The sequence below is a fragment of the Flavobacterium sp. 22659 genome, from assembly GCF_052044235.1.
In the GTDB taxonomy this organism is placed as follows: domain Bacteria; phylum Bacteroidota; class Bacteroidia; order Flavobacteriales; family Flavobacteriaceae; genus Flavobacterium; species Flavobacterium johnsoniae.
In genome coordinates this window covers 1-17,955 of sequence record NZ_JBQEMU010000038.1, presented here as the reverse complement: position 1 = coordinate 17,955, position 17,955 = coordinate 1, and the positions used below count along the sequence as shown (strand labels likewise).

General features: G+C 34.7%; 18 protein-coding genes. 10 read left to right on the top strand and 8 right to left on the bottom strand.

Annotated features, from left to right (window positions below; all coding sequences use genetic code 11):
- Positions 1-18: 18 nt before the first annotated feature.
- Complete coding sequence (locus tag ACTJIW_RS23710; RefSeq protein ID WP_440715830.1) at positions 19-249, bottom strand: hypothetical protein; 231 nt, start codon at positions 247-249, stop codon at positions 19-21.
- 82 nt (positions 250-331) lie between these two features.
- On the opposite strand from ACTJIW_RS23710, the gene ACTJIW_RS23705 reads away from it, so the two are divergent.
- The 3 genes from ACTJIW_RS23705 (at position 332) to ACTJIW_RS23695 (ending at position 3,414) form a co-directional block, all read left to right on the top strand.
- Complete coding sequence (locus ACTJIW_RS23705) at positions 332-562, top strand: helix-turn-helix domain-containing protein (RefSeq protein ID WP_012026517.1); 231 nt, start codon at positions 332-334, stop codon at positions 560-562.
- A gap of 143 nt (positions 563-705) precedes the next feature.
- Complete coding sequence (locus tag ACTJIW_RS23700) at positions 706-1,476, top strand: TlpA family protein disulfide reductase (RefSeq protein WP_440715829.1); 771 nt, start codon at positions 706-708, stop codon at positions 1,474-1,476.
- A 318-nt stretch (positions 1,477-1,794) separates the two neighbouring features.
- A complete protein-coding gene (locus ACTJIW_RS23695; protein ID WP_012026515.1) occupies positions 1,795-3,414 on the top strand; it encodes an ABC-F family ATP-binding cassette domain-containing protein in 1,620 nt (539 codons plus the stop codon).
- Between the two features lie 273 nt (positions 3,415-3,687).
- Here the strand turns inward: ACTJIW_RS23695 and ACTJIW_RS23690 are convergent, their stop codons facing one another.
- The 4 genes from ACTJIW_RS23690 to ACTJIW_RS23675 form a co-directional block, all read right to left on the bottom strand.
- Positions 3,688-3,861, bottom strand: coding sequence for a hypothetical protein (locus ACTJIW_RS23690; protein ID WP_165768445.1), 174 nt, complete (start codon positions 3,859-3,861; stop codon positions 3,688-3,690).
- A 99-nt stretch (positions 3,862-3,960) separates the two neighbouring features.
- The gene (locus ACTJIW_RS23685; RefSeq protein ID WP_121360623.1) at positions 3,961-4,260 is read right to left on the bottom strand and encodes a type II toxin-antitoxin system RelE/ParE family toxin; all 300 of its coding nucleotides are present in this window, start codon (positions 4,258-4,260) and stop codon (positions 3,961-3,963) included.
- Positions 4,250-4,504, bottom strand: coding sequence for a type II toxin-antitoxin system ParD family antitoxin (locus ACTJIW_RS23680; protein WP_121360624.1), 255 nt, complete (start codon positions 4,502-4,504; stop codon positions 4,250-4,252). Before ACTJIW_RS23680 ends, ACTJIW_RS23685 begins: the two co-directional genes overlap by 11 nt.
- A gap of 124 nt (positions 4,505-4,628) precedes the next feature.
- A complete protein-coding gene (locus ACTJIW_RS23675; RefSeq protein ID WP_440715828.1) occupies positions 4,629-5,162 on the bottom strand; it encodes a hypothetical protein in 534 nt (177 codons plus the stop codon).
- Between the two features lie 189 nt (positions 5,163-5,351).
- On the opposite strand from ACTJIW_RS23675, the gene pyrR reads away from it, so the two are divergent.
- From pyrR to ACTJIW_RS23640, 7 genes are all read left to right on the top strand, one after another.
- Positions 5,352-5,891 (top strand): bifunctional pyr operon transcriptional regulator/uracil phosphoribosyltransferase PyrR, encoded by a 540-nt coding sequence (gene pyrR / locus ACTJIW_RS23670; protein WP_012026512.1) that lies wholly within the window; start codon positions 5,352-5,354, stop codon positions 5,889-5,891.
- Between the two features lie 82 nt (positions 5,892-5,973).
- Positions 5,974-6,615, top strand: coding sequence for a DUF6891 domain-containing protein (locus ACTJIW_RS23665; RefSeq protein WP_440715827.1), 642 nt, complete (start codon positions 5,974-5,976; stop codon positions 6,613-6,615).
- 79 nt (positions 6,616-6,694) lie between these two features.
- Positions 6,695-7,621 carry an aspartate carbamoyltransferase catalytic subunit gene (locus ACTJIW_RS23660; RefSeq protein ID WP_057120673.1) on the top strand — a complete coding sequence of 309 codons (927 nt, stop codon included), beginning with the start codon at positions 6,695-6,697 and terminating at the stop codon, positions 7,619-7,621.
- A 260-nt stretch (positions 7,622-7,881) separates the two neighbouring features.
- Positions 7,882-8,214, top strand: coding sequence for a hypothetical protein (locus ACTJIW_RS23655; protein WP_012026509.1), 333 nt, complete (start codon positions 7,882-7,884; stop codon positions 8,212-8,214).
- Between the two features lie 94 nt (positions 8,215-8,308).
- On the top strand, positions 8,309-9,214 hold the full coding sequence (locus ACTJIW_RS23650; RefSeq protein ID WP_440715826.1) for a ribonuclease Z: 906 nt from the start codon (positions 8,309-8,311) through the stop codon (positions 9,212-9,214).
- 121 nt (positions 9,215-9,335) lie between these two features.
- Positions 9,336-9,980 (top strand): pyridoxamine 5'-phosphate oxidase, encoded by a 645-nt coding sequence (gene pdxH / locus ACTJIW_RS23645; RefSeq protein ID WP_012026507.1) that lies wholly within the window; start codon positions 9,336-9,338, stop codon positions 9,978-9,980.
- Positions 9,981-10,151: 171 nt separating this feature from the next.
- Positions 10,152-10,652, top strand: coding sequence for a CAP domain-containing protein (locus ACTJIW_RS23640; RefSeq protein ID WP_044048575.1), 501 nt, complete (start codon positions 10,152-10,154; stop codon positions 10,650-10,652).
- A 122-nt stretch (positions 10,653-10,774) separates the two neighbouring features.
- Here ACTJIW_RS23640 and ACTJIW_RS23635 read toward each other — a convergent pair whose 3' ends face one another.
- The 3 genes from ACTJIW_RS23635 to ACTJIW_RS23625 all read right to left on the bottom strand — a co-directional run.
- Positions 10,775-12,706 (bottom strand): OmpA family protein, encoded by a 1,932-nt coding sequence (locus ACTJIW_RS23635; RefSeq protein ID WP_440715825.1) that lies wholly within the window; start codon positions 12,704-12,706, stop codon positions 10,775-10,777.
- A gap of 12 nt (positions 12,707-12,718) precedes the next feature.
- Positions 12,719-13,636 carry a PorP/SprF family type IX secretion system membrane protein gene (locus ACTJIW_RS23630; protein WP_440715824.1) on the bottom strand — a complete coding sequence of 306 codons (918 nt, stop codon included), beginning with the start codon at positions 13,634-13,636 and terminating at the stop codon, positions 12,719-12,721.
- 75 nt (positions 13,637-13,711) lie between these two features.
- A partial coding sequence (locus tag ACTJIW_RS23625; RefSeq protein WP_440718490.1) for an HYR-like domain-containing protein occupies positions 13,712-17,955 on the bottom strand: 4,244 nt, incomplete at its 5' end.

The window sequence follows — 17,955 nt, the reverse complement described above, 5'->3', positions numbered from 1 at the left end:
AAAGATCTCGCAATTATTTTAAACATCCAGATAAGGATCTAGAGTTTCTGCAAGTTTATTAAGCCAGTAAAAATTATCATCGATATTCTTTATTTCAGATTCTATAGTTTCGCATCCTCGCATAACACATAACGAAAGAGCATTATTTACTTCACGTATCATTTTTGCCATCTCTTTGCAATCAATCTTATCAGTAAAAAAGTCATTTAATTTGGCTTCGATTTCATTTAAAGGCATTTCTGTAATCATTATCTTATTTTTTGTGTAAATATATTAATTTTTGACACAAATTTGTGTCACAATAAAAAATATTTGTTATGACTTTTGAAATATGGATATTTCAGAAGAAACTTTTATTATAAATCTTGGAACTCACATTAGAAAGTTACGTGAAAAAAGAGGTTTATCTCAGCAGGATTTAGCTGATGATTGTGGTATTCCTCGAAATCAAATTGGCAGAATTGAAAGAGCTAAAATAAATACAGGTATAAAAACTCTTATTAGAATTGCAAATGCTTTAGATATTGAACTTGCTGATTTGCTCAGTTTTCAAGTAAAATAATTTTTGAAGAAAAAAATCTTCTAAATCTGCAGTCTCAATAGCTATTGGGAGCGAGAAACCCTTTGCGAACTTTGCGCATACCTTCGCGTCTTTGCGGTTAAAAAACTTTCACTATTTTTGAGATCAAATACAATTGTTTCATAATGCAGAAATTCATCAGCCTAATTACTCTTCTTTTAATTTTTACAATAAGTACAGCTCAAAATAAATTCGGAAATCCAGAAGTTGATCCAATTCAAATTCAAAAAACTTTCCAAGATTGGTCTGCTTACAATAAAAAAATAATGCTTTCCAGAGATTTTACTGCTTTAGACGCATTTTCAAAAGAAATTACCAAAGAATCTTTTTTAGATCAGCTGGCTAATGGAAATTTCATTCCGGTTAGATTGAAATCAGAAGCTGCTATTTACATTTATAAGTTATTTAAAATTCAGCCCAAATCAGATACGAGTATAAAAGCAACAATCAATCAAATTGGTTTTGATGCTTACAAAAACTATAAAATGGAAGGAACAGCATTTCCAAAATTCTCTTTTAAAGATTTAGACGGAAATCTGGTAACCAATGAATCCATGAAAGGAAAAATTATCGTTATTAAATGCTGGTACATTCACTGCACGCCATGCATTAGAGAATTTCCGCAAGTCAACAAACTGGTTTCAGCATACAAAGACCGAAAAGATATTGTTTTTATGAGTTTAGCCGAAGATTCACCAGAACAATTAAAAACATTCTTAGCCAGAAAACCTCTCTTGTATTCTGTAATTCCAAACATGAAAGATTACATGAACGAAGCCTTACAGCTGAATTCATTTCCAACACATTTTATTTTAAGCAAAGAAGGAATGATTGCAAAAGTGCTTCCAAACTTTGAAAGTTTAGAAGTGGCGCTTGCGAAAGAAAGTAAATTGTAAGTTTTAATTAATCTCGCAAAGTCGCGAAGGCGCAAAGTTTTATGGCAAAGCAATCTCATTTTTGTCATTTCGACGAAGGAGAAATCTTCGCCAGAAACTCCGTTCCTAATAATTGCCAATCTTTGTAGAGTTACTTGTGAAGATTTCTCCTTCGTCAAAATGACAAGATTACGTAGTAATCAGATTGGTAAAAAAAACTTTGCGCCTTTGCGACTCTGCGAGAACCCCTCGCCAGCATAAAAAACTTTGAAACATTGCACCTTTGCAACTCTGAACCTTTTTCCGTACTTTTGCACCAAATTAATTAAAAAGACATTCATGTTAACAGTCAATAATTTATCAGTTCAGTTTGGTAAAAGAATTTTATTCGACGAAGTAAATACTACGTTTACTCACGGAAATATTTACGGCGTTATTGGAGCAAATGGTGCAGGAAAATCTACTTTCTTAAAAGTGATTTCGGGCGATATTGATCCAACTTCTGGTCACATTCATTTAGAGCCGGGAAAACGTATGTCGGTTTTAAACCAGAACCACAACATGTTCGACGAGCATACTGTTTTGGAAACCGTTTTAATGGGAAATAAAGTTCTGTATGCTGTTAAAAAAGAAATGGATGAACTTTATTTAGATTATAATGATGCTAATGCAGACAGAATAGGGGAGTTACAAGTTCAGTTTGAAGAAATGAACGGATGGAACGCTGATTCTGATGCTGCTGCGATGTTGTCTAACTTAGGAATCACAGAAGCAGATCATTATACTTTAATGGCAGATATGGAAGGAAAAATGAAAGTACGTGTGCTTTTGGCGCAGGCACTTTTCGGAAATCCTGACTTGCTTATTATGGATGAGCCTACCAACGATTTGGATTTTGAAACAATCGCTTGGTTAGAAAACTTCTTAGCAAACTACGAAAACACTGTAATCGTTGTATCTCACGACCGTCACTTTTTAGATGCGGTTTGTACACATATTTCTGATATTGATTTCGGAAAAATCAATCACTACTCAGGAAACTATACGTTCTGGTATGAGTCTAGCCAATTAGCGGCAAAACAGCGTGCACAGCAAAACAAAAAAGCAGAAGAGAAGAAACAAGAGCTGGAAGAATTTATTCGTCGTTTTAGTGCAAACGTGGCGAAATCGAAACAGGCAACTTCTCGTAAAAAAATGATTTCGAAATTGAATATTTCAGAAATTAAACCTTCAAGCCGTCGTTATCCTGCGATTATCTTCGATCAGGATCGTGAAGCCGGAGATCAGATTTTAAATGTTGAACATTTATCTGCTTCTGTAGACGGAGAAGTTCTTTTTAAAGATGTGCATTTGAATATGGCAAAAGGCGATAAAATCGTTCTTTTCTCTAAAGATTCACGTGCAACAACTGCTTTCTACGAAATCTTAAACGGAGAACAAAAAGCAGATTCTGGAACTTTTGATTGGGGAATTACAACCAACCAAGCCTATTTACCAGCTGAAAACCACGATTTCTTCGAAAATGATTTAACTTTAGTAGACTGGTTACGTCAATACGCTAAAACAGAAGAAGAGCGTGATGAGGTATTTATTAGAGGTTTCTTAGGGAAAATGATTTTTTCTGGAGAAGAAGCTTTAAAAACTTCTAGAGTTTTATCTGGGGGAGAAAAAGTACGTTGTATGCTTTCTAGAATGATGATGGAGCGTGCAAACGTTTTAATGCTTGATGAGCCAACAAACCACTTAGATTTGGAATCTATTACAGCTTTCAACAACTCATTGAAAAACTTTAAAGGTTCTGTAATCTTTACAACACATGACCACGAGTTCGCGCAGACTGTTGGTAACAGAATCGTAGAATTAACACCAAACGGAGTTATCGATCGTTACATGACATTTGACGAATATCTTGATGATGAAAAAATTCAGGAGCAAAGAAAAAAGATGTACAATCTTTAATCTTTAAAAATTATAATATTAAAAATCCCAAATTCCAGATTAAACTTGGAGTTTGGGATTTTTAATTTTTGGTTTAATTTTAAACACATAGAAACATAGTTTTGTATTGTAAATAAGACTGTAAAAGAGAAATATATTTCTCTCACATAGCTATGCTTTTGTAAAAAAGTGAAACGCCTTTCAGTAGTTTCAATCCCGATAGCTATCGGGAATGTTTCTATGTATTTAAAAAGAAAATCCCCGCTATGAAAATAACGGGGATTTTTTTATATCTTATTTACTGCCAAAGACTTTAGCTAAAATCCAGATAACAATCGCAACGATAAAAATTACGATAAATATCCCGAATCCCATTCCGGCTTTAAAAATGTCTCCAACTAATTCGCAGCTTGTAAATGAAAACAGTATTACGAATACCATTAACAATCTTGTAATTTTATTTTGCATGATTCTGAGTTTTTAAATTTGTATATTAAAATTACTTCACGAATCAGAAAAATGTGTTATAGAATTTTTTGGAAATGTTTTAGGATTTGGAGTTTACCATTATTTCCCTAGATGATTTTCAATATCCATCATTTGGTGTAAAATTCTAATAATTTCTAATTGGTCTTCTTTTATATTGATCTTATAAAATATTAAATGTGATTTTACTTTGCTTCTAAAATATCCTTTTCTGATATGATTTACATCGTTTCCAGATTTTGGATTTAAACATAAATATTCAATTTCGTCCATGATTAAATTGATATATCTATGTGCTTGTTCACGTGACCAGTTGTCAAAAGTATATAACCAAATTTTTTCTAAATCATAAGATGCTTCATTACTGATCTTATAATTCATTATCCGGGTATTTTTTATCTAAATTATTCAAAAAAGAAGCGCGATCAAAGTCTTTTACAAATCCAGATTTTTCACCTTTTTTAAGTTCTTTAATTAACTCACTTTTTTTTGATTCTTCTTCTTCAAACATTCTTAATGCGGCACGTATAACTTCACTGGCAGATGAGAATCGTCCAGTTTTTACTTGGCTATTTATAAAATTATCAAAATAATCACCTAATAATATTGATGTGTTTTTTGGCATGACTTAAAAAATTTATCAAATATACCAATTATTGGTATTTTAATCAAGAAGGAAATATGAATTTAATTTGTTTTTTAGAATTTAAAATCAAGACTCAAATTATAAGTTTTACATTTTATTTATTCTAAACTTGTCCTCTTCTTGGCAACTCAGGTTTCCATGGGGGAATAATAACTTGTTTTTGAAAATCTATATATGTTTTTTTTGAGTGCAGCTTTACTTTGACTAGGTATTCCTGCGGCCCTAAATCGAGAGTGTCAATTTTCATTTCAAAATTTCCATTTAAAGCTTTTTCTTTAGAGGACAACTGAAGACAATTCTTCCCAATATCATTTTTCTTAACAATATAATTTGCCAGTCGTTTCTTCTCATCGACAGAAATTAATATTTGATTTTTACCTCTAATTATAGTAATTTGATTTGTCAGAATGAAATATTTAGCAATAGAATCAGATGCTAGAATATCTTCGCCATCTATTATGATTTTCGTTGCCGTCCAATTGCCTTCTAAATTGATTTGCTTAGAGTTCCATTTAATCAAAAAAATACCAAAACCAAGAAAGATAATGATAATAATTATTTTGATGATATTCGGTTTTTTCTTGGCAGCAGGCAGATCGGTAGGGACGGGTTTTCGAATAGTTTTTTTTTGAATCATTTATTTAACTAAGTATGATTTAATTTTTTCTTTTGCTAAAATATATTTTCTATATCTAAATTGTAATATGTTTCTTATTTTTTGTAAACAATGTTTTAGAAGTTTGTGAAAAAAATATTTCCAGCCCCAAGACCCCAACAAATAAAATCAGATTCCTTATATTTGCGCAACCAAACATTACAATTACTTATGAGTCAAAAAGTATTACTTAATTCGAAAGAAGTTACTATCATACTCCATCGTTTGGCTTGTCAGTTAATCGAAAAACATCTAGATTTCTCTAATACAATTTTGGTTGGAATTCAGCCAAGAGGTGTTTTTTTAGCTGAACGTTTAAAACAAATATTAGAAAACGAATATAAGGTTCCTGAAATTTCTTTGGGATATCTGGACATCACTTTTTTTAGAGATGATTTCCGTCGTACTGATAAACCGCTTGAAGCCAATAAAACTCAAATCAATTTTATAGTCGAAGACAAAAAGGTCATTTTTATCGATGACGTTTTGTTTACCGGACGAAGTATTCGTTCTGCGTTAACTGCTATTCAATCTTTCGGAAGACCATCTGAAATTGAATTATTGGTTTTAATTGACAGACGTTTCAGCCGTCATTTACCTATTCAGCCAGATTATCGCGGGCGTCAGGTAGATGCTATTAATGGTGAAAAAGTAATTGTAAGCTGGAAAGAAAATGATGGTGAAGATGTTGTTCACCTAGTGACAAATTAGTTTGATCGGTTAACCGGTTAATTGTTTAATCGGGAAAATGAAAATGAAACGATTAAACAAATTAACGATTAAACAATAAAGCATGACAGAGAACGAAGAGTTTATTTATGAGTCAATTTTTAATCAGGTAAGAATGGGATTTCTTTCTATTGATGATATTAAAGATAACATCATGGAAGAAATTGAAGATAATGAATTTGAGGACGAAATTTCTGAAGAATGGGCTTTTGAAAAAATCGACCAGGAATACCAAAAGTTACTTGAGGAAAGTAAACAATGGAAAAGCCCCACAGATACTGAAAGACTTATAAATGCGTTTGATGAATTATGCAGTCAAAATATCATAGCACTTCATAATGCGGGTTACACAACAAGTGACGGCGAATATGAAGTGGTTGAGGTAGAAAGAGAACTTCGTGAAAATGATGTTACATCAGACGGGTACTGTTTTTATCACGAACAAGATTTAGCGAGAGCGGTTGATCCGGAAAATCCAAGTTTGTATATCGCTTTTCAAAAAGTAGACAATTCTGATGATGCAGTGACAATTAGTGTTGGGAAAAAAGTTGCCGAAGTTTTAAGGAATAATGGTTTTGAGGTGAAGTGGGAAGAAACTGCAAAACGAAAAATTGAAATTCCGGGTTTCAAGTGGCAGCACATTTATGATGAAGAAGCAAGAGATCTTCAGGATTACGGTGAGGTTATAGACCGAATGACCGAATAGAGTAGCTGCTCTTTAAAGAAGCATTGAATGAAAGATATTTTTCATTCAGAATTTGACAAATAATATTAAAGAAACAAAAATGAAAGAATTAAGCGTAGATCATTTATTAGGAATAAAATATATCAATGAGAATGATATTAACCTGATTTTTGAAACGGCAGATCATTTTAAAGAAGTCATTAACCGACCAATTAAAAAAGTTCCTTCATTACGAGATATTACCATTGCCAATATTTTCTTCGAAAACAGTACCAGAACCAAACTCTCTTTCGAATTAGCGCAGAAACGTTTATCTGCTGATGTTATCAGTTTTTCTGCAGCTCAGTCATCGGTTAAAAAAGGAGAAACCCTGATTGATACTGTAAATAATATCCTTTCGATGAAAGTTGATATGGTTGTAATGCGCCACTCCAATCCCGGAGCGGCTTATTTTTTATCTAAAAATGTCAAAGCAAGCATCGTAAACGCCGGAGACGGAGCACACGAACACCCAACACAGGCTTTGTTAGATAGTTATTCTATTAGAGAAAAACTGGGCGATGTAGCCGGAAAAAAAGTAGTTATTGTAGGCGATATTCTACATTCGAGAGTTGCTTTATCTAACATATATGCTTTGCAGATGCAGGGCGCAGAAGTAAAAGTATGCGGACCAAAAACCTTGATTCCAAGATATATTGAATCGCTTGGTGTAACGGTTGAACCAAATTTACGCAAAGCTTTAGAATGGTGCGATGTTGCGAATATGCTTCGTGTGCAAAATGAGCGTATGGATGTAAATTTCTTCCCGTCAACACGCGAATATGCACAGCAATACGGAGTAGACAAACCGCTTTTGGATTCTCTTGGAAAAGAAATCGTAATCATGCACCCGGGACCAATCAACAGAGGAGTAGAGATTACTTCTGAAGTGGCTGATTCTGATCATTCTGTAATCTTAAATCAGGTTGAGAATGGTGTTGCGATTAGAATGGCAGTTATTTATCTTTTAGCTTCTAAGATTCAATAGTTTTTAGTTTACAGTCGCAGTCTCAGTTTACAGTTTTGAAAACAGCTGTCACCCTGAGCGAAGTCGAAGGGCTTTTACGTGACGAGGGCTTCGACTTCGCTCAGCCTGACAATCTGTAAACTGACACTGAATACTGCGACCAAGAACTACGACTGCCAACCGCGACTGAATACTAAATACTGCGACTGAAAACTATAAAAAAACTTCGTACCTTAGCGCTCTGAAAAATCAATTTTTATATAAGCCCCACAAATTATAAAATGAAAGTAGATCAAAAAGGACATACCGTAACGATAAAAGATACGCAAGGCGATTTTAATGGCTTTGTGGAGAAAGTGACGCAGCAATTTAAAACCTACGAAAAACACAATGTTATAATCGATTTATCGTCAGATACTGAATTGACGGAAAATGATTTAAAAGTTTTTTTACCGCTTGTTAAACTTCAAAAAAAAGCAAAAAAATCGTTTGTAATCGTAGCTTCTGATCTTGATTTTAATGCTGTTTCAGATAAATTAGTCGTTGTTCCTTCTCTTTTAGAAGCACACGATATAATCGAAATGGAAGAAATTGAAAGAGATTTAGGATTTTAAAATTAGTTTAATTGTTTATTCGTTTAACTGTTTAATCGATTTGATTTAATTTTAACGATTAAACGATTTAACACATAAACGAATAAACATAAAATTGAAATTAACCATACTAGGCTGTTATGCCGCAACTCCCAGAACGCTTACCAACCCCACTTCGCAGGTTTTAGAAATCAAGAACCGATTGTTTTTAATTGACTGCGGTGAAGGAACTCAGGTACAGCTTAGAAAAAACAAGATTAAGTTCTCAAAAATTAATCACATTTTTATTTCGCATCTTCATGGCGATCATTTATATGGATTAATTGGAACTATTTCGACTTTTTCTCTTTTGGGAAGAACTACAGATTTACATATTTACGGTCCAAAAGGAATTAAGGAGCTTATTCTTCTTCAATTAAAATTGACAGAATCCTGGACGACTTATAATTTGTTTTTTCACGAATTAGAGTCAAAAGAAAGTGAAGTTATTTTTGAAGATAAACGTGTTATCGTGAGAACAATTCCGCTAAAACACCGTGTTTATACAAACGGTTATCTTTTTCAGGAAAAACCAGATGAAAGAAAACTAAATGTTGAAGCTGTTCAGAGTTATGATATTCACGTTGCTTATTATCAGAAAATAAAAAATGGAAGCGATATTACACTCGATAACGGAACTGTAGTCGAAAACCACAAACTTACATTTGATCCGCCTCCAGCAAAAAGTTATGCTTTTTGTTCAGACACGGTTTATAATGAAGCCGTAATTCCAATTATCCAAAACGCAGATGTTTTATACCACGAATCAACGTTTTTAGAATCTGAAGCGCCATTGGCACTAAAAACTTTGCATTCAACAGCTAAAGAAGCGGCTGCTATTGCTTTAAAAGCTAATGTAAAACAATTAATTTTAGGTCATTATTCAACACGTTATGACGGAATTGAACGTTTTAAGGAAGAAGCAGAAACGGTTTTTCCAAACGTGCTTTTGGCAGATGACGGTTTGAGTTTTGAGTTATAATTTTTAAGGTGCTAAGGTTCTGAGATACTAAGTTTCTAAGTTTTTAAAGATGGTTCTAACTTTGCTCCACCTGACAAACCAAAATCTAAAGTCTAAAATCAACAATCTAAAATAATAAATCATGAATGATTTAAGCAATTATAGAAAGTCTTACGAGAAAAGCGAATTATTAGAAACTAATATTCCGGAAGATCCAATTAATCTTTTTAACCGCTGGTTTCATGAAGTTGAAGATTTTGGCGGAAGCGGAGAAGTAAATGCCATGACGGTTTCAACAATTGGACTAGATGGATTTCCAAAATCGCGCGTTGTTTTACTTAAAAAATTCTCAGAAGAAGGATTTATATTCTATACCAATTATAATTCTGAAAAAGGAAAAGCAATTGAAGCAAATCCAAATGTTTGTTTATCTTTTTTCTGGCAGGAAGCAGAACGTCAGGTAATTATTAAGGGAATTGCTCAGAAAACTTCTGAAATTATATCGGATAACTATTTTGATTCAAGACCTGACGGAAGTAAATTAGGTGCAATTGTTTCACATCAAAGTGAAGTAATTCCGTCGAGAACTTTTTTAGAAGAAAATTTAAAGAAGCTTGAAGCAGAATTTGAAGGAAAACCTATCCCAAGACCTGAAAACTGGGGAGGTTATTTAGTAACTCCATTACAAGTAGAATTCTGGCAGGGAAGACCTAACAGACTCCACGATAGAATTCGTTACACAAGCCAATCTGATTTTTCATGGACGATTGAGCGCCTTTCTTCTTAATTTGTAAGATTTTTATTTTATATTTAAAAATTATAGTGTATTTCGTCGATTATTTTTGTAGTTTACCGATAAATTGAATACGTTTGACGTAAGAATTTTAAGAGCAATTTGTCACATAATATAAAGAATTTGCCCCAACATTTACTTTAGAACTTTTAACTACTGATGATTATGAAAAAGATTATGTGCGCCATGGTGTTCATTGTGATGTCAATCACAATGAACTCATGCTCTGCTGACAGCGCCGAGGGGAATGAAAATACAACAGCGACAGAACAGGTAGTTACAAGTTATAATTACAATGCTTCTGAACTGGAAACTATGCAGTTAATAAATGAATACAGAGTAAGTATTGGTTTAAACGCATTAGAAAAAAACAATCACATTTCTTATAAATGCGAAGAGCATAATAAATACATGGTTAGCAATAATGTTGTGAATCATAATGACTTTACGTCTCGTTCTGACAATCTTATCAATGTATTGGGTGCTAAAAAAGTAGGAGAGAATGTGGCTTACAATTATAAGACTTCTGAGGCTGCACTAAAAGCATGGCTTGAAAGTCCTGGACATAAAGAAAATATTGAAGGTAATTATACACATTTCGGGATTTCGGTTACTACTGATGCATCCGGAAAAAAATACTACACGAATATTTTCGTGAAAATTTAAAAGAGAAACGTTTGAACTGGTTGGTTAGTTGTCGTTGTGATTCCTGATTTGCAACGACCGTTTTTTTTAATAAAAGCTGTCTTTATAGACAGCTTTTATTTTTTTTAGTCAGTTTTTCTAAGTTACAATGCGGTTATAATAAACTCGCTTCGTCTGTTCATTTGGTGTTCTTCTTCAGTGCAGTTAACGCCGTCTGAACATTGATTTACTAATTGAGTTTCGCCATAACCTTTTCCGGTTAAACGGTTTTTAGCAACTCCGTTTTGAATAAGCCAGCTTATAGTTGATTTTGCTCTTCTGTCAGACAAAGCTTCGTTATATTGGTGAGAAGCCCTGCTGTCTGTATGTGAACGAATATCCAGTTTCATTGTTGGATTTTGATTCAATACATCTAATATCTTTTCTAAATCTAAAGCCGCTTCGGTACGGATATTCGATTTGTCTAAATCAAAATAAATCATTTTAATGCCAAAACATTTTCCTAAATCATCGCCCACAGCAACTTTGCAGACAGATTTATCGAGTGCAATAGGAAGATTGGTTTTTCCATTTGTTTTTGCAATTGTTATGTCAACTTCTTTTGTTGCATAATCAGGTTTTTCTGCTCTTACACTATAGGTTTTTCCGCATTCTACAGCAAAACTATATTGTCCGGCTGTATTTGAAACTGTAGAATTTTTAATTTTTTGATTTTCATATAAAGTAACTTTAGAACCCGGAAGTACAACGCCGTTTTCAGAATCTGTAATAACTCCGTATAACTCCTGCAGACATTTTAATCTTTTGGTTTCTAGAAATTTGTAAATGTCATCAGAGCCCATTCCGCCGTCTTTATTAGAACTGAAATAACCTTGTCTCGAAACTGGATCAATGATGTAAGCAAAATCATCTTTTGGTGAATTAATGTCATTTCCTAAATTTTGAATATCGCTTACTGTTCCGTTTTCATCAATCTGTCCAACAAAAACATCAAGACCTCCAAGTCCGGGATGACCATCTGAAGTAAAATAGATTTCATTTTCGCTGGTTACATACGGAAACGTTTCTTTGCCTTCGGTATTGATGGGTTTTCCGAGATTTTGCGGTGTTCCAAAACTGCCGTCACTGTTTATGCTTACTTTATAAATGTCTGACTGTCCTATACTTCCCGGCATATTGGATGCAAAATACAATGTTTTTTCATCCGGGCTTAACGCAGGATGCGCAGTACTGTAATTGTCACTTGTAAATGGAAGAGCTGTAATTTTTGTCCATTTTCCGTTTTCCAGAGTCGCTTTATAAAGTTTTATTAAAGTGATTTTATTATCATCTTTTCCTTTTTTACCGTCAATATAATTGTTTCTGGTAAAATAAACCGTGTTTCCATCTTTAGTAAAAACGGGTGTCGATTCGTGAAATTTGGTATTTAAAGCAGTTTTAAATTTATTTGGTTTTACTGCTGTGCTGTTTTGCGGGTCGATATTGGCACTATAAATATTGGTATAATATTCGCCTGTCCATTTATGTCTTCTCTGCGAAAAATTTCCAGTATCTCTGGCAGAAGCAAAATAGATTTTATTATTGTAAACAAAACTTCCATAATCAGAATATTTAGAGTTAATTCCTGCATCTTCAATTTTATAACGTCCAGAATTTGCTTTAATCTCATCAAGATAATTGACGTCTTCTTTGTAGAGTTTCCCTCTTGAATCATTTTTGTATTTAGCATTAAATTCATTCATAATTTTATTCGCCTTATCGGTCTGTCCTGTAGACCTTAATGACTGTGCATATCTGTAATAGTATTCAGCTTCGGGAGAGGTATTTATGGCAAATAATTCTCCATACCATTTTGCGGCGCTTTCAAACTCGGAATTGAAATAATAAGAATTTCCAAGTTTTTTAAACAAATCTTCAGATTTATAGCCTTTATCGGCAACTCTTTCATAAGTTTTTATAGCGTCGATATACGCATAACCGTCGTATTTTTTATCGGCTGAGTTCAGCTTTGACTGCTGAGAATAACCATAAAAAACATTTAGAATTATTAAGCAGAGAAGTCTATAATTTTTCATAATACTTATTTTTTAGAAGAAACGAGGAGTTGTCATTTTACCATTGTTTTTTAAGAATTCGTAACGCAGGAATATTTCATGCGATCCTGAATTATAATTATTTAGGTTTGTGGTTTCGCGGTCGTACCCATATCCTATATAAAGTCCGTCGGTGATTTGAAATCCTGCCATAGCGCTTAGAGAAGCACTCCATCTGTAAGCAACACCCAAAACAAGTTTGTCAATAAACATAAAGTTGGCAGAAACATCAACTTGCAGCGGTGCTCCTTCAACCATTTTGGTTAAAACTGCGGGTTTGAATTTGATATATTGTAATTTATCCAAATCAAAAACATAACCTGCCATTAAATAATAATTGATTTTGTCTTTGTAAATAGCAATGTCGTTATCACTATATCTATTCGTTTCGATGAAATTAGGAACTGATAAACCGATATAGGCTTTATCTGAATGCCAGTAAACTCCGGCTCCAACATTTGGACTAAATTTGTTGTTTAAATCCTGAAACTGTGGATCTCCTTGTTCTGACGGATTTAGTTTGTTGACATCGAGATTGAATATATTAGCAGTTCCTTTGATACCAAACGACAGTTTAAAATCGGCAGAAGTCTGAACGGTATACGATATATCTGCTGATATATTGTTTTCGTTTGTTGGCCCAATTTTATCATTTACAAGTGAAAGGCCGACTCCTAAATTACTGTTGTTGATTGGAGTGTTGATAGAAAAACTGCTTGTTTCTGGAGCGCCGTCAAGTCCTATCCATTGTGTACGGTATAAACCAAAAATACTTAGAGCGCCTCTGGATCCTGCATAAGCGGGATTTATATTAATCGTATTGTACATATATTGCGTAAACTGTGCATCTTGCTGTGCATAACCCGCAATGGTTACAAACATAATGACGAAAAAAAATAATTTTGTTCTCATAATAGATGTGTATTGTTTAGTGAATATGTAATGCGCTATACTTCGTGCGCTGTATAACGCATTACTTTTTTGTTCCTATTTAGACAGATATAAATACCCTTCTTTTTTGTTATTCTGAATAACATTGTTTCCGTCTACTGATTTATAAGTCACGATATAGAAATAGGTTCCGGTTGGAAGACCTTCAGATTGTCTTATGGTAGTTCTTCCTCTAGAGGTTCCGTCAAACGCATTGGTTGTATTATTGTAGTTGTGAGTTTCAAATACTAATATTCCCCAGCGGTTATAAATTTCTACAGTGTTTTCGGGATAACAAGTTAAATCTCCAATACCGTCGATTACAAAAACATCATTTTTCCCGTCACCATTTGGTGAAAAAGCATTGTGTACTAAGATGTTTTCGCATGCCAATACTTTACAGTCGTCGTTTACTTCCATAGTAAGAAGAATACTTCTTGGGCAATTCTCATCGGTAATTTTATATTCAAATTGATAATTGCCAAGTGCTAAACCATGCGCATTTAGAATATTTCCCTGTAATGCTCTGGTATCGTTTGTGTCGAACCAGGTTCCTGTTATTGGTGTTCCTTCTGGTAATAAATTCGATAAGTTCAATAAGGTAGTATCATCGTTACAGGCCTCACTCGTAATGTTTGATGTGCCATTTGGCGCAACAGTGATAGTGACAATTGCAGTGTCGCAGTTTTCGGCACTTAACTTATCGCAAATGCGATACATGTATGTGTAAGTTCCAGCTGGTGTTAAACTAGATACATTTACATTTCCAGAAGCGTCTATTGTTATATTAGGATCTGTTTTTGCGTTATTATTTCCGCTCAATAATGTAAAGTTTACCAATTGTAATGTTGCAGGAAGCTGTCCTTTTAAGTCATTACTTAAAACATTTCCAACTAAACCAAACGTATTGCATCCAATATTGGCATAATTATCATCGTTAGCATTTACAGGAGAATTAAGAATGGTTACAGTTACGATTGCTGTATCGCAATTTCCTGCATCGGCTTTTTCACAGATTTGATACGTTAAAGTGTAAGTGCCGCCCGGAGCATTCGCCGCTACATCAACAGAACCGTCAGGATTTAGCGTTAAAACTCCTTTTGGATCTGGTGTTACAGTTGTCAGCGTAATATCATTTAAATTAATCGGACTATTATTTAACGTGTCGTTATTTAATACATTGATGATATTAGTAACTCCAGCCGGACCTGTAATAGGCTGAGGCGTATCATCATTTGCAAGAATTACAAATGTTGGTCTGGCAGTACAAAACGGATCTGCCGGCGGATAACTAACAGTAATAGTTTCACTTGGATTTACAGATATCGTTAGGTTAACCGTTGGGCGCAATGATTCGAAACCATCTGGTGCCTGAATCCATTTATTGTTTTCGAAAACCCAGCCTGGCCAGTCTATACCTTTTCCGTTTTCATCAACCACAGCTCCCGGCCATAAAACTCTGCCAGAAAGTGCCAGATTGGTCATAGTAGTTATTACTTTATTTTGAGCATTTGCCCACGCAATTGTTACACCGTTTAATGGTGTAAAATTCACAGGAGTTACTACGTAATCAAGGTAAGGAACATCGTTTACACAAATTGATGCTGCTGTAACAGTCATAACCGGAGCTTCTATTGTAATCGTAACTGTTGCAGTATCACAATTTGAAGTTTCATCGGCTTCGCAAATTTGGTATACTAATGTTAAAGTTCCAACCGGTGCGTTTGGCAGTACATCAACAGAACCGTCAGGATTTAATTGTAAAAACTCATTTGGTGTCACGGTTGTAATAACGACATCAGAAGGAGTTACAATTACACCTTCGAGCGTATCATTAGTTAAAACATTCAATACGTTATGTGTAACATTATTTACACCTGCAACTGGCCCGGCGCTGTCATCATTAGCAGCAATATCTAAGTAAGTTTTACAGCTTACGCCAAAATCAAGATCTAAATGAACTAAATCTTCTGGTGTAACTGCTGCGATTAAACTGCTGGAACTAGTTGTAGAACAAATGGTATGCAATTGTGCTTTACCGGTTTTACCAGTTATTTTTTTATCAGCCAAAGCAGGAAGTGTTTTTACAAGTCCGGTTGCTCCTAATGCCGCTGCAACGGCGTCAAAATTGGCATCTTTTACTAATTTGACAGTATAATCTCCATAAGGATTTACAGTTTCCGGGCGATCTCTCCAGAATCCCTGAATTCCAACAATAACTTCTTCATGATAGCCGTTTGGTCCGTCAATTATAATATTCGGACTAAGAGCATTTCCAAAACCTCCGGCGTTTAATTCGCCCACATTCGAAGGTCCTTGATAGCTTCCGTCACCATTAAAATCAATCCATTCCCAAAGGCTATAATCGATTGATCCGTTTCCGTCAGGAATATTTTTGGTTACGATTCCGTCATTATTGGCATCATACCATTCATCCTGAATTCCGTTGCTGTTTACGTCATACCAAACATAATCTCCCAAAACAGGTAAAGTGGATGATCCGTATTCGAAATCATGTTTTTGGATGATACAATCTTGAAGTGTAGTAAAGAACAAACTCGAATCTACCGGATATAATTGATAAGCGCTGTTTAAATTGGCATCCTGAACCTGAACTAAATAATTTCCTGCAGGCATTCCAGAGAAGCTGTAGCTTCCGTCTTGTCCTGTTAGTTTTAATAATATTGGACCAGTGGTTGGACTTTGCGGAATTAAAGTAACAGGCACATTTGCAATTCCGGTATGAGTGTCAACATTGATAATGCGGCCAGAAATTTTTACAGTATATTCAGGCTGTGTAATGACAACCGTTGCGCTTGCTGTACAATTTTGAGTTTCACTTACAGGAGATGATGCAGTAAGGGTATAAGTACCAGCTGGTAAATTTGTATTTCCTACCACTTCGTTTTTATCATTTCTAATGATAACTGTCGATCCAGGACTATTGGTTACTGAAATTGAACCGTCGTTTCCGTCAAAACAGCTTGTATTTGTGGCAATTCCGCTTACAGAAACTTTGTTTTCAACAGTAAAAGTTTGAACTAATTCAGTTTTATTTCCTGCACAATCAGACAACGTGTACGTTCTGGTTAAAATATACGGACTTCCTTCGCAGCCGCTTCCTTCGTTGTTAGTATCAGAGACTGTAACCGTAACATTTCCGCTGCAATTATCAGCCGCGTCTTTAATATCAGAAGGATTTCCCGCAGGAATTTGTGTAGTGCTTTGTAAATCTGCAATATTTGAAGGAGCAGTTCCTGTTGGCGCTGTAGTATCTCTTACTGTTATTATTTGGGTATGTGAAACTGCATTATTGCTGCAATCACTGGTTTTCCATGTGCGAGTGAGAGTATAATTTGAACCGCATTCGTTTTGAATATCACTTTTTGTCTCCGTAAACACGATTGGTAAATTGCCGTTGCAATTATCAACAGCTTCCATATTGGCTGGTTCTGGAACAGCGTCACAAGAAACTGTAATGTTGCCGGGAAGTTCTCCTGTAAATACTGGAGCTGTTGTATCCTGAATTGTAATCACCTGAGTGAAAGTTTCAGAAGTGTTGCCGCAATCGTCTTTTACAGTCCAAGTGTTAGTATAAGTTCCTGCATTTCCGCACCCTTGTGAAGCTGTAAACTGTCCGCTTACTTTAGTAATATTGGTTACATCAGCATCGCATAAATCTGAAGCTGTTGGAAATAAGGCTTGCGCTGAAGCCAAAGCTTCTGAGTTACTGCATTCAATAGTTTGGTTTAAAGAACCTGCTTGAGTTGTCCAGATTGGAGCAGTTGTATCCTGAATTGTAATCACCTGAGTAAAAGTTTCAGAAGTGTTGCCGCAATCATCTTTTACAGTCCAAGTGTTGGTGTAAGTTCCTGCATTTCCGCATCCTTGCGAAGCTGTAAACTGTCCGCTTACTTTAGTAATATTCGTTAAATCGATATCACAAGCACCAGAAGCAGTTGGAAACAAAGCTTGAGCTGATGCCAAAGCCTGCTGATTACTGCATTCAATAGTTCTGTCTAAAGAACCTGCCTGAGTTGTCCATGTAGGTATACTCGTATCCTGAATCGTAATTACCTGAGTGAATACAGTTGAGGTATTATTGCAGATATCTTTCGCAGTCCAAGTGTTAGTATACGTTCCGGAATTGGCACAATTGCCTACACTGAAAATACCGCTTGTTTTGGTATATGTAACAGTTCCTCCGCAGTTATCAGTAGCAGTCGGCGCTTGGTTTTGAGCCGTTGCTAATCCTGCAGTGTCACTGCATTGTAATGTAACATTTAACGCATTTGAAGCTG

What these genes read in the sequence shown, in the direction of transcription:
- ACTJIW_RS23710 (WP_440715830.1), bottom strand. Translation starts at nt 249, where the DNA reads ATGATTACAGAAATGCCTTTAAATGAAATCGAAGCCAAATTAAATGAC.
- ACTJIW_RS23705 (WP_012026517.1), top strand. Translation starts at nt 332, where the DNA reads ATGGATATTTCAGAAGAAACTTTTATTATAAATCTTGGAACTCACATT.
- ACTJIW_RS23700 (WP_440715829.1), top strand. Translation starts at nt 706, where the DNA reads ATGCAGAAATTCATCAGCCTAATTACTCTTCTTTTAATTTTTACAATA.
- ACTJIW_RS23695 (WP_012026515.1), top strand. Translation starts at nt 1,795, where the DNA reads ATGTTAACAGTCAATAATTTATCAGTTCAGTTTGGTAAAAGAATTTTA.
- ACTJIW_RS23690 (WP_165768445.1), bottom strand. Translation starts at nt 3,861, where the DNA reads ATGCAAAATAAAATTACAAGATTGTTAATGGTATTCGTAATACTGTTT.
- ACTJIW_RS23685 (WP_121360623.1), bottom strand. Translation starts at nt 4,260, where the DNA reads ATGAATTATAAGATCAGTAATGAAGCATCTTATGATTTAGAAAAAATT.
- ACTJIW_RS23680 (WP_121360624.1), bottom strand. Translation starts at nt 4,504, where the DNA reads ATGCCAAAAAACACATCAATATTATTAGGTGATTATTTTGATAATTTT.
- ACTJIW_RS23675 (WP_440715828.1), bottom strand. Translation starts at nt 5,162, where the DNA reads ATGATTCAAAAAAAAACTATTCGAAAACCCGTCCCTACCGATCTGCCT.
- pyrR (WP_012026512.1), top strand. Translation starts at nt 5,352, where the DNA reads ATGAGTCAAAAAGTATTACTTAATTCGAAAGAAGTTACTATCATACTC.
- ACTJIW_RS23665 (WP_440715827.1), top strand. Translation starts at nt 5,974, where the DNA reads ATGACAGAGAACGAAGAGTTTATTTATGAGTCAATTTTTAATCAGGTA.
- ACTJIW_RS23660 (WP_057120673.1), top strand. Translation starts at nt 6,695, where the DNA reads ATGAAAGAATTAAGCGTAGATCATTTATTAGGAATAAAATATATCAAT.
- ACTJIW_RS23655 (WP_012026509.1), top strand. Translation starts at nt 7,882, where the DNA reads ATGAAAGTAGATCAAAAAGGACATACCGTAACGATAAAAGATACGCAA.
- pdxH (WP_012026507.1), top strand. Translation starts at nt 9,336, where the DNA reads ATGAATGATTTAAGCAATTATAGAAAGTCTTACGAGAAAAGCGAATTA.
- ACTJIW_RS23640 (WP_044048575.1), top strand. Translation starts at nt 10,152, where the DNA reads ATGAAAAAGATTATGTGCGCCATGGTGTTCATTGTGATGTCAATCACA.
- ACTJIW_RS23635 (WP_440715825.1), bottom strand. Translation starts at nt 12,706, where the DNA reads ATGAAAAATTATAGACTTCTCTGCTTAATAATTCTAAATGTTTTTTAT.
- ACTJIW_RS23630 (WP_440715824.1), bottom strand. Translation starts at nt 13,636, where the DNA reads ATGAGAACAAAATTATTTTTTTTCGTCATTATGTTTGTAACCATTGCG.